Annotated in this window: 11 protein-coding genes and 1 tRNA gene; 10 read left to right on the top strand and 2 right to left on the bottom strand. The window is 71.5% G+C overall.

All coding sequences use genetic code 11. The annotated features are described in order from the left end of the window. Window positions 1–44: 44 nt before the first annotated feature. Window positions 45–1,394: a GNAT family N-acetyltransferase gene (locus ACI3KX_RS13940; RefSeq protein WP_404910112.1), complete on the top strand. Its 1,350-nt coding sequence runs from the start codon at window positions 45–47 to the stop codon at window positions 1,392–1,394. An 83-nt stretch (window positions 1,395–1,477) separates the two neighbouring features. Then, window positions 1,478–3,289: an ABC-F family ATP-binding cassette domain-containing protein gene (locus tag ACI3KX_RS13935; RefSeq protein ID WP_404910111.1), complete on the top strand. Its 1,812-nt coding sequence runs from the start codon at window positions 1,478–1,480 to the stop codon at window positions 3,287–3,289. 10 nt (window positions 3,290–3,299) lie between these two features. On the opposite strand, the gene ACI3KX_RS13930 is transcribed toward ACI3KX_RS13935, so the two are convergent. After that, window positions 3,300–3,803, bottom strand: a complete 504-nt coding sequence (locus ACI3KX_RS13930) for a MarR family transcriptional regulator (protein ID WP_308869616.1) — start codon at window positions 3,801–3,803, stop codon at window positions 3,300–3,302. 97 nt (window positions 3,804–3,900) lie between these two features. On the opposite strand from ACI3KX_RS13930, the gene ACI3KX_RS13925 reads away from it, so the two are divergent. The 8 genes from ACI3KX_RS13925 to ACI3KX_RS13890 all read left to right on the top strand — a co-directional run bounded on the left by ACI3KX_RS13925 (window position 3,901) and on the right by ACI3KX_RS13890 (window position 12,940). Then, a tRNA-Gln gene (locus ACI3KX_RS13925) sits at window positions 3,901–3,972 on the top strand. A gap of 1 nt (window position 3,973) precedes the next feature. Continuing rightward, window positions 3,974–5,443, top strand: coding sequence for a bifunctional UDP-N-acetylglucosamine diphosphorylase/glucosamine-1-phosphate N-acetyltransferase GlmU (gene glmU, locus ACI3KX_RS13920; protein ID WP_404910110.1), 1,470 nt, complete (start codon window positions 3,974–3,976; stop codon window positions 5,441–5,443). Beyond that, window positions 5,418–6,452, top strand: a complete 1,035-nt coding sequence (locus ACI3KX_RS13915) for a ribose-phosphate diphosphokinase (protein ID WP_349427980.1) — start codon at window positions 5,418–5,420, stop codon at window positions 6,450–6,452. The genes glmU and ACI3KX_RS13915 overlap by 26 nt, the downstream gene beginning before the upstream one ends. A 57-nt stretch (window positions 6,453–6,509) precedes the next feature. After that, a complete protein-coding gene (locus ACI3KX_RS13910) occupies window positions 6,510–9,326 on the top strand; it encodes an HAD-IC family P-type ATPase (protein ID WP_404910109.1) in 2,817 nt (938 codons plus the stop codon). 82 nt (window positions 9,327–9,408) lie between these two features. Then, window positions 9,409–9,882 carry an FMN-binding protein gene (locus ACI3KX_RS13905; protein WP_404910108.1) on the top strand — a complete coding sequence of 158 codons (474 nt, stop codon included), beginning with the start codon at window positions 9,409–9,411 and terminating at the stop codon, window positions 9,880–9,882. 3 nt (window positions 9,883–9,885) lie between these two features. After that, entirely contained in the window at window positions 9,886–10,821 is a 936-nt protein-coding gene (locus tag ACI3KX_RS13900; protein ID WP_404910107.1) for an FAD:protein FMN transferase, read from the top strand. Continuing rightward, entirely contained in the window at window positions 10,818–11,372 is a 555-nt protein-coding gene (locus tag ACI3KX_RS13895) for an MOSC domain-containing protein (RefSeq protein WP_404910106.1), read from the top strand. Before ACI3KX_RS13900 ends, ACI3KX_RS13895 begins: the two co-directional genes overlap by 4 nt. 5 nt (window positions 11,373–11,377) lie before the next feature. Then, entirely contained in the window at window positions 11,378–12,940 is a 1,563-nt protein-coding gene (locus ACI3KX_RS13890; protein ID WP_404910105.1) for an FAD-dependent oxidoreductase, read from the top strand. A 152-nt stretch (window positions 12,941–13,092) separates the two neighbouring features. Here the strand turns inward: ACI3KX_RS13890 and ACI3KX_RS13885 are convergent. Then, window positions 13,093–14,508 (bottom strand): sensor histidine kinase (locus tag ACI3KX_RS13885; protein ID WP_404910104.1); only part of this gene is annotated, 1,416 nt, incomplete at its 5' end.

The raw sequence follows: 14,508 nt of genomic DNA, 5'->3' as shown, positions 1-14,508 counted from the left end.
CGCCGACCTGAGCCCGCCCCTGCGGGTGTGGAGAGGAAGATCCCATGAACACGCTTGATCGCATGCGCGGTGCCGACGAGTCCGACCGCGCGGCCTTCCGGGCCGGACCCGTCGACGAGCAGTCCCGCGCACGCCTCGCCGCGAACGGCCTCGACTACCGCCGGCTCGAGGTCGACGGCGACGGGTTCGTCGGCTGGCTGCAGAGCGTGGTGCGGGGCTTCCAGGACGGCGAACGCACCGACGAGCAGGTTGCGGCCACGCGCGACCGCAGCGGCTACCGACGGCTCACGGGGGTCTACGACCCCGCCGGACCGATGGCCGATGCGCCGGTCGCGACCATCGCGTCCTGGCTCGGCGAGCTCACCGTGCCCGGCGGCGCGGCGATCCCGTCGTGCGCGATCTCGGCTGTGACGGTGGCGCCCACCCACCGTCGGCGCGGCGTCGCCCGGTCCATGCTCGAGGGGGAGCTGCGGGCCGCTCACGGCGCCGGCATCCCGATGGCGATGCTCACGGTGAGCGAGTCACCGCTCTACGGCCGCTACGGATTCGCCCCCGCCGCTGCGAGCGCGTCGTGGCGGATCGAGACCAAGCGCGCCGCGTGGATCGGCCCGCAGCCCGCCGGGCGCATCGACTTCGTCACCCGCGAGCGCGTGCGGGAACTGCTGCCGTCGCTGCACGAGCGTGTGCGCCACCGCTTCCCGGGCGAGATCGACGTTCCCGGTGGTCACTGGGACGGGTTCGCCGGCACGAGTCCGGCCGCGGAGAAGGCGGGCGAGAAGCGCGCCGTGCAGTACACGGATGCCGAGGGCGAGGTGCGAGGCGCCGCGGTGTACGCCGTGCGCGAGAACCACGACGACTTCACCAAGGCGACGGTCACCGTCCACTACCTCCTGGCCGAGACGGACGACGCGTATGCCGCGCTGTGGCGGTTCCTGCTGGAGCTGGACCTGGTGGCCGAGGTCCACGCGGGCGAGCTGTCGATCGACGAGCCGCTACTGTGGATGATCGCCGATCAGCGTGCGGCGAAGGTCGCGATCCGCGATCACCAGTACGTGCGGATCATCGACGTGGTCGCATGCCTCGAGACGCGTCGCTACGGCGCGGCGGGAACGCTCGTGCTCGACGTGTCAGACCCGATCGGGCTCTCGACGGGCCGCTACCTGCTCGAGGTCGACGCGGACGGCGTCGGACGGGTGACGACGCTCGCCGACGGCGAGTCGCCCGACGGAGCGGTGGAGGTCGCGCTCGGCATCACGGAGCTGTCGGCCACCTACCTCGGAGCCGTTTCGCCGGCGACGCTCGCCGCGGCGGGACGTGTGAGGACGACGGATGCCGTGGCCGCTGCTCGCGTGCTGGGCTGGCACACCGCGCCCCGGCTGAGCATCTGGTACTGACCCCGCCAGAACGCCCACCGACCCGGACTCCTGGACGCCCGGCGCGCGGCCGGGCCCCGCACCTCGCCTAGCCTGGAGGGGACATGGCACATCTTCTGGGGGCCGAGGCCCTGCACCTGGAGTTCCCGACGAAGGTCGTCTTCGACCGGGTCTCGCTCGGCATCGACGAGGGCGACCGCATCGGCGTCGTCGGCCGCAACGGCGACGGCAAGTCGAGCCTGCTGGCGATGCTCGCCGGCCGGCTCGAACCCGACGGCGGTCGCGTGACGGTGCGCGGCGGCGTTCGCGTCGGCGTGCTCGACCAGGCGGACACGCTGGACGACACGCTCACGGTGCGCCAGACGGTCGTCGGCGATCGTCCCGACCACGAGTGGGCCGGTGGCGCCCGAGCGCGCGATGTCATCGCCGGGCTGCTGGGCGATCTGCCTTGGGACGGACCCGTCGCTGGGCTGTCGGGCGGCCAGCGGCGGCGCGTCTCGCTCGCGACGCTGCTCGTGGGCGACCATGACGTGCTCTTCCTCGACGAGCCCACCAACCACCTCGACGTCGAGGCCATCTCGTGGCTCGCCGCGCACATCAAGGGCCGCTGGCCGGCCAACCAGGGCGGCCTCCTGGTCGTGACCCACGATCGCTGGTTCCTCGACGAGGTGTGCAACACCACGTGGGAGGTGCACGACCGCCTCGTCGAGCCCTTCGAGGGCGGCTATGCGGCGTACATCCTGCAGCGGGTCGAGCGCGACCGCCAGTCCGCGGTGATCGAGCAGCGGCGACAGAACCTGGCACGCAAAGAGCTGGCGTGGCTGCGCCGCGGTGCGCCCGCGCGCACGTCCAAGCCGAAGTTCCGCATCGACGCCGCCAACGTCCTGATCGCGGACGTGCCCGAGATTCGCGACGCGACCGAACTGCGCTCGCTCGCCGTCTCGCGCCTCGGCAAGGACGTCGTCGACCTTCTCGACGCCGCCGTCTCGTACGACGGCCGCGAGGTGCTGCATCCGGTCGAGTGGCGTATCGCTCCCGGCGAGCGCACCGGCATCCTCGGTGTCAACGGCGCCGGCAAGTCGACCCTTCTCGGACTCGTGGCGAGCGACGTCGAGCCCACCGCGGGGCGGGTCAAGCGCGGCAAGACGGTGAAGGTCGCGACCCTCACCCAGCGCCTCGACGAACTCGAGGAGCATCTCAACGATCCGGTGCGCGTCGTCATCTCGCGCCTGCGCACGACCTACACGTTCGGGGCCGGCTCCAAGGCGCAGGAGCTCACTCCCGGCCAGCTGCTCGAGAGCATGGGCTTCCAGAGCGCGCAGCTCTCGACGCCGGTGAAGGACCTCTCGGGCGGTCAGAAGCGGCGGCTGCAGCTGCTGCTGATCCTGCTCGAGCAGCCGAACGTGCTCATCCTCGACGAGCCCACGAACGACCTCGACACGGACATGCTGGCCGCCATCGAGGATCTGCTCGACTCCTGGCCGGGCACGCTCCTCGTCGTGTCGCACGACCGGTACTTCATCGAGCGCGTCACCGACCAGCAGTACGCGATCCTCGACGGCCATCTGCGCCACCTCCCCGGAGGCGTCGACGAGTACCTGCGGCTGCGCGCCCGGGCACTGAGCGAGCGCGACGACACGAAACGCGGCGCCGCAACGGATGCCGCAGGCTCCGCGTCTACGTCCCCCTCGCTGTCGGGCGCCGACCTGCGCGCCGCGCAGAAGGAGGTATCTGCGCTCGAGCGTCGGCTCGAGAAGCTCGAGTCGCAGATCGGTGCCGCCCGCGTCTCGCTCGCCGACCACGACCAGGCGGACTATGTAGGCCTCGGAGCGGAGATGGCGCGCATCGGCGAACTCGAGAAGGAGCGCGACGGCGTCGAGGAACGCTGGTTCGAGCTCACCGAGCAGATCGGCTGACCTCGGCGATCTAGTCGTGGGCGTCGAAGCCGAGGCTGAGCTTTCGCAGCAGCCCGGCGAGCCGCTCCCGGTCGCCGCGCGAGAGGGTGTCGAGCAGCAGGGCCTCGGCGTCGACGAGACGCGTGATGGCGGCATCCACCCGGATCTTCCCCTCGTCTGTCAAGGTGACCAGGACGCTCCGGCCGTCGTCGGGATCGGACTCGCGGCGCACCAGCCGTCGGCCGACCAGGCGATCGATGCGGTTGGTCATCGTGCCGCTCGAGACGAGCGTCTGCTGCAGCAGCTGCTTGGGACTGAGCTGGAACGGCTCTCCCGCGCGGCGGAGAGCGGACAGCACGTCCCACTCCCACGGCTCAAGCTCGCTCCGACGGAAGGCGTCGCGCCGCGCGCGGTCGAGGTGCCGCGAGAGACGGTCGACGCGCGAGAGCACGCCGAGCGGTGAGAAGTCGAGGTCGGGGCGCTGCGTCGTCCAGGCCTCGACGATGCGGTCCACTTCGTCGCTCTGCGCCGTCATGCCCTCATTATCGCGGGGCCGATGCTTCCGCAGGCTCAGCGACCGGAGGCGGTCTGGCAGACTTGACGGGCGGCATCCGGAGTCCTGGTCGCCGCGTTCCGCCGTGGTGTAACGGCAGCACGACAGCCTTTGGAGCTGTGAGGTTCAGGTTCGAATCCTGGCGGCGGAGCATGACCGACACCCCTGACAACGCTCTGGCCGTCATCGTCCTCGCCGCCGGACAGGGCACCCGCATGAAGTCGTCGCTGCCGAAGGTGCTGCACCGCATCGGCGGTCGCCCCCTCGTCGGGCACGTCCTCGCCTCCGCCGCCGCCCTGACGCCGGCGCGCACCCTCGTCGTCGTGCGCCATGAGCGCGACCAGGTGGCCGCGGCGGTCGCCGACCTGGCACCCGAGGCGCGGGTCGTCGACCAGGACGAGGTCCCCGGCACCGGCCGCGCCGTCGAGGTCGCGCTCGCCCAGCTCGAGGGCTTCGCCGGCGATGTGCTCGTGCTCTCGGGCGACTGCCCGCTGGCAGATGCCGGGACCCTGACCGCGTTCCTCGCGGCGCACCGCACGACCGATGCGGAAGTGACCGTCATGACCGCCGTCGTCGACGACCCGAACGGGTACGGACGCGTGATCCGCGACGCCGACGGAGACGTCGCCCGCATCGTGGAGCAGAAGGACGCCGACGACGCCGAGGTCGCGGTCCGCGAGATCAACGCGGGCATGTACGTCTTCCGCATCGACGCGCTGCGCACCCACCTGCCGGCGATCGGCATCGACAACGCTCAGGCGGAGAAGTACCTCACCGACGTCGCGGGGCTCGTCCGGCGAGCCGGCGGCAGGGTCGCGGCATCCGTCGTCGACGACGTCACCGTCACGTACGGCGTGAACGACCGCGCCCAGCTCTCGGAGGTCGGGCGTCTGCTCAACGCGCGCACGGTGCGCCGCTGGCAGCTCGAGGGGGCGACGATCCTCGACCCGGCGACCACCTGGATCGACGTCGACGCGAAGCTCGCCCCCGACGTGACGGTGCTTCCCAACACGCACATCCTCGGCGCCACCGTGATCGACACCGGCGCGATCGTCGGACCCGACACGAGCCTCGTCGACTGCGAGGTCGGAGAGGGCGCCACCGTCCGGCGCGCCGACGCGACGCTCGCCGTGATCGGCGCCCACGCGACCGTCGGCCCGTTCGCATACGTCCGCCCCGGCACGTACCTCGGCGACAACGGCAAGATCGGCACCTTCGTCGAGACGAAGAACTCGACCATCGGCGAGGGCAGCAAGGTGCCGCACCTGTCGTACATCGGCGACACCACGATCGGCCGCGGCGTCAACCTCGGCGCCGGCGCGATCACCGCCAACTACGACGACCTGGCCAAGCACCGCACCGAGATCGGCGACGAAGTGCACGCCGGCTCGCATAACGTCTTCGTGGCGCCCGTTAGGATCGGAGACGGCGCGAAGACGGGGGCGGGGGCGGTCATCCGCAAGGATGTGCCCGCCGGTGCTCTCGCTCTCAGCGTCGCCCCTCAGCGCAACGTCGAGGGGTGGGTCGAGAAGAACAGACCGGGTACTCACGCGGCGGATGTCGCCGCCAAGGCCCGCAGCGCACAGAAGGCGGACGATGGCGCGCAAGAAGAAGACCGTTGAACTCGACCGGGCGAATGACATCGCCCCGGGCCTCGTCGCCAAGACGAAGAAGCGGCTCGTCATCGCGCGCGGGAGCTCGCATCCCGAGCTCGCGGCGCAGGTCGCCGAGCAGCTGAGCACGGAGCTCGTCCCCACCGAGTACCGCACGTTCGCGTCGGGTGAGATCCTGACGCGGTTCGAGGTCTCGATCCGCGGCTGCGACCTGTTCCTCATCCAGAGCTTCGGGCCGCCGGTCAACGAGTGGATGATGGAGACCCTCATCATGCTCGACGCCGCGAAGCGGGCGTCGGCCAAGCGCATCACCGTCGTCGCGCCGTACTTCCCGTACTCGCGTCAGGACAAGAAGGGCCGGGGCCGCGAGCCCATCAGCGCCCGCCTCGTCGCCGACCTGTTCAAGACCGCCGGCGCCGACCGCGTCATGAGCGTCGACCTGCACGCCGCGCAGATCCAGGGCTTCTTCGACGGTCCCGTGGACCACCTGTTCGCCAAGCCTGTGCTGCTGGAGTACTTCGAGAACACGCTCAGCGAGACGGACCGCGCCCGCCTCACCGTCGTCTCACCCGACACCGGACGCGTGCGCGTGGCGGACCAGTGGTCCGACAGCCTGGGCGCTCCGCTGGCGATCATCCACAAGCGCCGCGACCCCAACGTCGCCAACCAGGTCACCGTCAATGAGATCGTCGGCGCCGTCGACGGACGCGTCTGTCTGCTCGTCGACGACATGATCGACACGGGTGGCACGATCGTGAAGGCCGCCGAGGCGCTCAAGGCCAACGGCGCGACCAAGGTCATCGTCGCCGCGACGCACGCGATCTTCAGCGATCCCGCCGCCGAACGCCTGCAGAGCCCGGCGATCGACGAGGTCGTCGTGACCGACACGGTGCCGATCCCCGACGAGAAGCGGTTCCCGAGCCTTACGATTCTGCCAATCGCACCGCTTCTCGCACGCGCGATCCACGAAGTGTTCGAGGACGGCTCCGTCACCAGCATGTTCGACGGGGCGGCCTGACGCCGGCACAGGGTCGGACCCCCGACTCCGCGGCGGCGACGGAAGGATGACGAATCCATGACGCAGCCGCTGAGCTCCGCACCGTTGACCGAAGCGCGCCTCACCGTGGCGCGTCCCTGGGCGCTGGCCACCGGCGAGGTGCTGGCGCATCTCGAGGCCGACGCCGGGGGACTGCGCGCAGCCGACGCGGCGGCGCGCCTGGAGATCGCCGGACCCAACCGCCTCCCCGAGCCTGCGCGCAAGCCGGCGGTGCTGCGGTTCCTGGCGCACTTCAACGACACCCTGATCTACATCCTGCTGGGCGCCGCGGTCATCAAGGCGCTCATGGGGGACTGGCTCGACTTCTGGGTGATCATGGTCGTCGCGATCATCAACGCGGTGATCGGCTATATCCAGGAGGGGCGCGCCGAGAAGGCGCTCGCCGGCATCCGCGGGATGCTGTCGGCTGACGCCAGTGCGCGCCGCGACGGCGGCTGGGTGACGGTGGCCGCCGCCGACCTGGTGCCGGGCGATGTCGTGCGGCTCATGCCCGGCGACAAGGTGCCCGCCGACCTGCGGCTTCTCCAGGCCTTCCAGCTGCGCATCGATGAGGCCGCGCTCACGGGGGAGTCCGTCCCGTCGTCGAAGACCACCGACCCGTCGGTCCCGGAGGCGGGGGTGGGCGACCGCGGATCGATGGCGTTCTCCGGCACCATCGTCAGCGCCGGGCAGGGCCGGGGCGTCGTCACCGCCACCGGATCCGACACCGAGCTCGGCCGCATCCAGAGCCTCGCCGACGAGGCCGAGTCGCTGGCCACGCCGCTCACCCGCCAGCTCGACGGGTTCGGCCGCGTGCTCACCGTCGTGATCCTGGCGATGGCGGCGATCATGATGATGATCGGGCGCTTCCTGCACGGGATGCCGTACCCCGAGCTCATCTCGGCGGCCATCGGGTTCGCCGTCGCGGCGATCCCCGAGGGGCTGCCGGCGCTGGTGACCATCACGCTCGCGATCGGCGTGCAGCAGATGGCCCGCCACAACGCCATCACGCGCAAGCTCCCCGCGGTCGAGGCGCTCGGCTCGGTGACCACGGTGTGCTCCGACAAGACGGGCACGCTCACCCGCAACGAGATGACCGTGCGGCACATCGTCACACCGCTGGGCGAGTACAGCGTCACCGGGCTGGGCTACGTGCCCGAGGGCGAGATCGTCCGCGCGGCCACGGCTGCGGGCGCGGCTTCGGACCCCGACGCCGCTGCTGCCGAGGGCGCGGGGGCACCTGCCGACCGCGGCGATCTGGCGGCGCTCCTGGCCATCGCGACGCTCTGCAACGACGCCCACATCGTCCGCGGCGACGACGGCGAGTGGGGCCTCGTCGGCGAGCCGACGGAGGGCGCGCTCAAGGTCGTCGCGATGAAGGGCGGTGTCGGGAGCGCGGGCGGACGCCGGGTCGCGGTCATCCCGTTCGACTCTGCCAACAAGCTGATGGCGACGCTCAACGAGGGCGCCCGATCCGGGGGTGCGGCCGGCGAGGTCTCGCGGGCGATCCTCGTAAAGGGCGCGCCCGACCGCCTGCTCGAGCGCTCGCTCACCCAGCGCGGCGCCGACGGGTCCGAGCCGCTCGACCTGGTGCGCTGGAACGCGGCGATCGAGGCGCTGAGCTCGCAGGGCCTGCGCGTGCTCGCGGCGGCACGCAAGCCGGTGCGACCGACGACCGACGAGTTCGCGCTCGACGACCTCATCGACCTCGAGTTCATCGGCCTCTGGGGGATCGTGGACCCGCCCCGGCCGGAGGCCGTCGAGGCGATCGCGGACTGCCACACCGCCGGCATCCGCGTGAAGATGATCACGGGAGACCACGCCGGCACCGCCCTCGCCATCGCGCACGAGATGGGGCTCGCCGGCTCCGACGCCGAGGTGCTCACGGGCGCGGAGCTCGAGGCGCTCACCCAGGAGCAGCTGCGCGAGGTCGTGCGCGACGTCGACGTGTACGCGCGCACGAGCCCCGAGCACAAGATCCGCATCGTGCGGGCGCTGCAGTCGCACGGCGAGGTCGTCGCGATGACCGGTGACGGGGTCAACGACGCTCCCGCGCTGACGCGGGCCGACGTCGGCATCGCGATGGGCATCAAGGGCACCGAGGCGACCAAGGAGGCCGCCGAGTTCGTGCTGGCCGACGACAACTTCGCGACGATCCGCAGCGCGATCGCCGAGGGACGTCGCATCTACGACAACCTGCGCAAGTCGATCGTGTTCCTGCTGCCGACCAACGGAGCCCAGTCGCTCGTGATCCTCGTCGCCGTCGTGTTCGGGCTCGCGCTGCCGATCACGAGCGTGCAGGTGCTGTGGGTCAACATGGTGACCGCGGTGACCCTCTCGCTCGCGCTCGCGTACGAGCCGGCCGAGCGCGGCATCATGCGCCGCCCCCCGCGCGCCACCGGCGGACCGATCATCGATCGCCGCGAGCTCGGGTTCGTGCTGGTCGTGTCGCTCCTCATCGGCGGCGCCGCGATGGGCGTCTTCTACGGCGTCGTCGCGACCGGAGCCGACATCGAGGTGGCCCGCACCGAGGCCGTGCTCATGCTCGCGCTCGGACAGCTCGCGTATCTGCTCAACTGCCGGTTCCTCGGGCGCTCGAGCCTCACCCTCGACGTGCTGCGGGGCAACCGCGTGGTGTGGTGGTCCGCGATCGCCCTCATCGTGCTGCAGCTGATCTACACCTACGTGCCGTTCATGAACGTGCTGTTCGACTCGCGGCCGCTGGACGCGGCATCCTGGATCCTCCCGATCGTGGTGTCCATCGGCATCTTCCTCGCCGTCGAGGTGCTCAAGGCTGTGCTGCGCGCACGAGGCACGTCATCGACGACCCCGGACACCCTCAAAGGCGGCTCATAGGAGCGGTTGGCAGGATCCTTTCCAGACGCTTCCGCGTCACCGCTCGCACGACACGAGCCCGACACGAGCCAGGAGGACCGTCATGATCCGCACCGCACTCGCTTCCCGCCCCGTTCGCGCCGGAGCGGCGCTGACCGCCGTCGCCGGCATCGCGCTCCTCGCCGGCTGCACGCCGGAGGCCTCGGAGGCCGAAGAACCGGCGACACCCGACACCTCGGAGAGCACCGACAGCGGCTCCGCCGACAGCGGCTCGAGCGGCGCGTACGCCGACGGCACGTACACGGCGGACGGCTCGTACGCGACGCCCGAATCGGTCGAGACGATCACCGTCACGGTGACCCTCGAGGACGACGTGATCACGGCGGTCGAGGTGACCGGCGACCCGCAGAAGCGCGAGTCGGAGCAGTACCAGGGCGAGTTCATCGGCGGCATCGCCGATGTCGTCGTCGGGCAGGACATCGACGACATCCAGGTCAGTCGCGTCGCGGGGTCGTCGCTCACCAGCGGCGGGGTCAACGAGGCCATCGAGACGATCAAGTCCGAGGCGGCGAACTAGGCCGTGCACACCGCGCCGGACTCCTGGCGCTTCGACGCCATCGGCACGACGTGGGAGATCGTCACCGAGCGTGGCCTGCCGGCGGCGGCGCGCGACGAGGTGACCGCGCGCATCGACGAGTTCGACCGCGAGTGGTCGCGATTCCGGGCGGACTCGGTCGTGAGCGCCCTGGCGCGGACGGCCGGTTCCGTCCCCGCGCCGGCGGATGCGGTGCCGATGCTCGACGCCCTCGCCGCCCTCTCGGACGCGACGGCAGGGGCCGTCAACCCGCTCGTCGGCGGATCCCTCGTCGCGCGCGGCTACGACGCCGCCTACTCGCTCCGTGATCGCGGGGCGACGCCGGCGCCTGCCGAATGGCGGGAGCTGCTGAGCTGGCACGACGGGCGCCTCACGCTGGTCGAGCCGGCCACGATCGACGTCGGCGCCCTCGGGAAGGGCCGCCTCGTGGACCTGGTCCTCGGCATCCTCAGGAGCACCGAATCGGGCGACATCACGGTCGACGCCGGCGGCGACCTGGCTGTGCGGGGGCGTCCGCAGCGCATCGGGCTCGAGCACCCGTTCGATCCGCGTCGTGCCATCGGCGTGTGGGAGGTGACGGATGCCGCGCTCTGCGCGTCGGCCGTCAACCGGCGCGCGTGGCCCTCGGCGACGGGCACCGCACTGCACCACGTGCTCGACGCGCGCACCGGGCAGCCGGTGCGGACGATCGCCGCGACGTGGACCGTGGCGGCCGATGCGATGGCCGCGGATGCCGTCGCGACGGCCCTGTTCTTCGACGGCGGCCCCCGCCTCGCCCACGAGTGGGGCGTCGAATGGGTGCGCATGACGACGGACGGCCGCGTCGAGTGGTCTCCGGGATGCCGCGCCGACCTGTTCGTGCGAACGGATGTCGGACCCGGGATCGCGCCGGCTTCGCGACCGAATAGCCTGGAACAGTGACCGAACCCCTCTCCGGACACGTCATCGCGGTCGCCCGCGACGACGCGCATCGCTTCAGCAAGCCGACGCGCGAGAGCATCACCCTGATCGCCGGCATCGGCGTCGAGGGCGACGCCCACGCCGGCACCACCGTGCAGCACCTGTCCCGCATCCGGCGCGATCCCACGACGCCCAACCTGCGCCAGGTGCACCTGATCCACGCCGAGCTGTTCGACGACATGGCCGAGCGCGGCCACGAGGTGCACCCGGGCGCCCTGGGCGAGAACGTGACCACCGCCGGCATCGACCTGCTCGGGCTGCCGCGCGGCACGCGACTCGCACTGGGCGACGACGCGGTGATCGAGATCACGGGCCTCCGCAACCCCTGTGTCCAGATCGACGGCGTCTCGGAGGGACTGATGAAGGAGCTGGTCCACCTCGACGACACGGGCGCCACCGTGCGCCTGGCGGGCGTCATGTCGGTCGTGCTCGAGGGCGGCGTCGTGCGCCCGGGCGACGGCATCCGCGTCATCCCGCCCGCAGGCCGCCCTCAGCCCCTGCAGCCGGTGTGACCCGGATGGGCACTCTCACCGCCATCTGGAATCGCGCCTTCGCGGTGCTCGGCCGCGTGTCGATGTACCGCCTCGTGTATCTCGCGCTCGCGACGCTGGCCGTCGTGGCCCTGCTGCTCTCGTTCTTCGGCCTCGTCGGCCCCGATCCGCTGCAGCTGATCGTGACGCTCGCGGTGCTCTCGGCGGTGTGCGTGGGGGTGGATGCCGCCGCCCAGCGCGTGCTCAACCTGCCGTGGCGCCTCGAGTCGTCGCTCATCACGGCGCACATCCTGCTGTTCGTGCTGCGCCCGACGCTCGAGCTCGTGGGGCTGCTGGGGATCGTGATCGCCGCCGCGGTCGCCTCGCTCTCGAAGTATCTGCTCGCGTGGCGGGGACGCCACATCTTCAACCCTGCGGCGGTGGGCGCGACGGTGCTGACGCTGCTCGGCCTGGCATGGCCCGGTCTCGGCGCGTCGTCCTGGTGGGTGGGGACGCCGGCGCTCGCCGCGCCCGTCATCCTGCTCGGGCTCGCGGTGCTGGTGCGCACCGAGAAGCTGCGGGTCGTCGCCGTGTTCCTGGTGTTCGCAGTCGCGGTCGCGGTCTTCCGCACCGCCGCGCAGTACCAGACCGCGGGCGTCGAGATCGACGTGCTCGACCTGCTGTGGCCGATCCTCTGGTCGTCGCCGTTCCTCTTCCTCGGGGCGTTCATGCTGTCCGAGCCGCTCACGCTGCCGCCGCGCCGCTGGCAGCAGCTGACCGTCGCCACGGTGGTCGGCGTGCTGGCCGGGTGGCCCATCCCGATCGGCGACATCACCCTCGGCCAGGAGCGGGCGCTCCTCGTCGGCAACCTCGTCGCGTTCGCGTTCGCCGTGCGCACCGCCGTGCGCCTCACCCTCGTCGCACGCGCCGAGCCCACACCGAGCGTGCAGGAGCTCACCTTCCGCGTGCACGACCGGCTCGGGTTCCTTCCGGGCCAGTACCTCGAGCTCGAGGTGCCGCACCGCCACCCGGACGCCCGTGGCACGCGTCGCGAGTTCAGCATCGCGTCGGCGCCCGAGGACCTGCCGCTGCTGAAGGTGGCGTTCAAGGACGGCAAGACCACCAAACCCCTGAGCTCGTACAAGAAGGCGCTCGCCGAGGTTCAGCCCGGCGACGCGCTCGCGATCACCGGCGTCTGGGGCGACTTCCTGCTGCCCAAGCGCGACGGGGCGCCGATCCTGATGGTGGCCGCCGGCATCGGTGTCACGCCGTTCGTGTCGCAGCTGCGCCACGCGCGGGCCGCTGCCCTCGACCGCGACATCGTCCTGGTCTACGTGGCGTCGGATTCCTCGGAGCTGGCGTACCGCGACGAGATCGCGGCATCAGGTGCGCGCGTCATCCTGTTCACCCGCGACCGGCCGGCGGATCTGCCGGACCACTGGGTGTGGGCGCAGGGCGTGCGCCTCGACGCCGACGGGCTCCTGCGCGTCGTGCCCGACATCGGGTCGCGTCACGCGTACATCTCGGGTCCGGCGGCGCTCATCGCTGATCTCGCGCCGGCGCTCGAGCGCGCCCGCTCGATCACGACGGACGCCTTCAGCGGCTACTGAGCCGTCCCTCGCGCCCCGGCCTGTGGCCGTGAGACCTCATCTGACGGCCGAGACATCGGGTGAACCCCGCGGTCTCGGCGGTCAGATGAGGTCTCGACGTCGTGGGGCGGCGGGTCGTCGCACGCGCGGGACGGCACGGGGCGGCGCGGGGATCAGGCCGGGCCGGCGGAGCGAGCGGGCAGGCGCACCTCGAACGTCGTGTCGCCGGGCGTGCTGTCGACACGGATGCCGCCGCCGTGGGCGTCGACGATGGCACGGGCGATCGAGAGGCCGAGGCCGGTACCGCCGGTCTGGCGCGCCCGCGAGCGGTCGGCGCGCGCGAAGCGCTCGAACAGCTCGTCCTTGATCGACGGATCGATGCCCGGGCCGTCGTCGTGCACCCGCAGGACGGCGGTGTCGCCCTCGCGGACGACGCTCACGGTGACCGTCGTCCCGGGCGGGGTGTGCGTCCGCGCATTCGCGAGGAGATTCGCGGCGACCTGGTGCAGGCGTCCGGTGTCGCCGGCGATAAGCACGGGATCGTCGCCGACCTCGAGCACCCACTCGTGATCGGGGCCGGTGGGTGTCGCGTCGCCGACCGCGTCGATCGCGACGCGCGTGAGATCGACGGTGCCGTAGACGAGCTCCTGGCCCTCGTCGAGGCGCGCCAGCAGCAGCAGGTCCTCGACGAGCGAGGTCATGCGCAGCGACTGGGCCTGGATGCGCTCGAGCGAAGCTTCCGTGGTCTCGATGGTCGCCGCACCCTGCCCGCGGCTGAGTGCCTTCAGCGACAGCTCGCTGTAGCCGCGGATCGACGAGAGCGGTGTGCGCAGCTCGTGGCTCGCGTCCGCGACGAACGCGCGCATGCGCTCCTCGTTGCGCTGGCGAGCGGAGAGCGACTCGTCCACGTGGTCGAGGAGCGTGTTCAGCGCTTCGCCCACACGGCCGACCTCGGTGCGCGGGTCGGCCTGGTGGGACGGCACCCGTTCGGCGATGGTGACCTCGCCCTGGTCCAGTCGCTGGGTCGAGACCCGGGCTGCCGTGTCGGCGACGGCGCGCAGGGGTGCGAGGCCTCGCCGGATGGTCCAGGCGGTCGCTACCGCGAGCAGGATCAGGCCACCGGCCGTGAGGAGGCCGATCGTGGTCAGCATGCGTCCGATCGTCGCCGCGACGTCATCGCGTGAGAGTCCCAGGACGACGATGGACCCTCCGACGGGTTCTCCCTGCACGCGGAACGTCCCCACGTCATCGATCGTCACGACGAGGGGGCCCTCCTCGGGAATGCGTTCGATGAGCTGTGCGATCTGGTCTTCGGTGAGGGCCTCCACCGAGCCGTCCTCGGTGGTGTACGCGGCCGTCGGACGAGCCGGAGGCGTCTCGACGACCAGCAAGGTCCCCGGCGGCAGCGGCTGCTCGGCGAGGATCTGTTCCGCCGTGAGCCCGGCGGCGACCGGGCCGCGGACCATGTTCGCCGTGCGTGCGGTCTGCGATTCCAGGTCCTTCGCCAGCCCGTCTTCGAGGACGCTGCCGAGGATCGCGCTGGTCGCGACAGCGACCAGCACCATGATGAACGACGTGATGCCCACGAC

The organism is Microbacterium sp. ZW CA_36 (assembly GCF_044987475.1).
Taxonomy (GTDB): Bacteria; Actinomycetota; Actinomycetes; order Actinomycetales; family Microbacteriaceae; genus Microbacterium.
The sequence above is the reverse complement of the archived record's forward strand: the minus strand, read 5'-3'. Positions and strand labels throughout refer to the sequence as shown.

What these genes read in the sequence shown, in the direction of transcription:
- ACI3KX_RS13940 (WP_404910112.1), top strand. Translation starts at nt 45, where the DNA reads ATGAACACGCTTGATCGCATGCGCGGTGCCGACGAGTCCGACCGCGCG.
- ACI3KX_RS13935 (WP_404910111.1), top strand. Translation starts at nt 1,478, where the DNA reads ATGGCACATCTTCTGGGGGCCGAGGCCCTGCACCTGGAGTTCCCGACG.
- ACI3KX_RS13930 (WP_308869616.1), bottom strand. Translation starts at nt 3,803, where the DNA reads ATGACGGCGCAGAGCGACGAAGTGGACCGCATCGTCGAGGCCTGGACG.
- glmU (WP_404910110.1), top strand. Translation starts at nt 3,974, where the DNA reads ATGACCGACACCCCTGACAACGCTCTGGCCGTCATCGTCCTCGCCGCC.
- ACI3KX_RS13915 (WP_349427980.1), top strand. Translation starts at nt 5,418, where the DNA reads ATGGCGCGCAAGAAGAAGACCGTTGAACTCGACCGGGCGAATGACATC.
- ACI3KX_RS13910 (WP_404910109.1), top strand. Translation starts at nt 6,510, where the DNA reads ATGACGCAGCCGCTGAGCTCCGCACCGTTGACCGAAGCGCGCCTCACC.
- ACI3KX_RS13905 (WP_404910108.1), top strand. Translation starts at nt 9,409, where the DNA reads ATGATCCGCACCGCACTCGCTTCCCGCCCCGTTCGCGCCGGAGCGGCG.
- ACI3KX_RS13890 (WP_404910105.1), top strand. Translation starts at nt 11,378, where the DNA reads ATGGGCACTCTCACCGCCATCTGGAATCGCGCCTTCGCGGTGCTCGGC.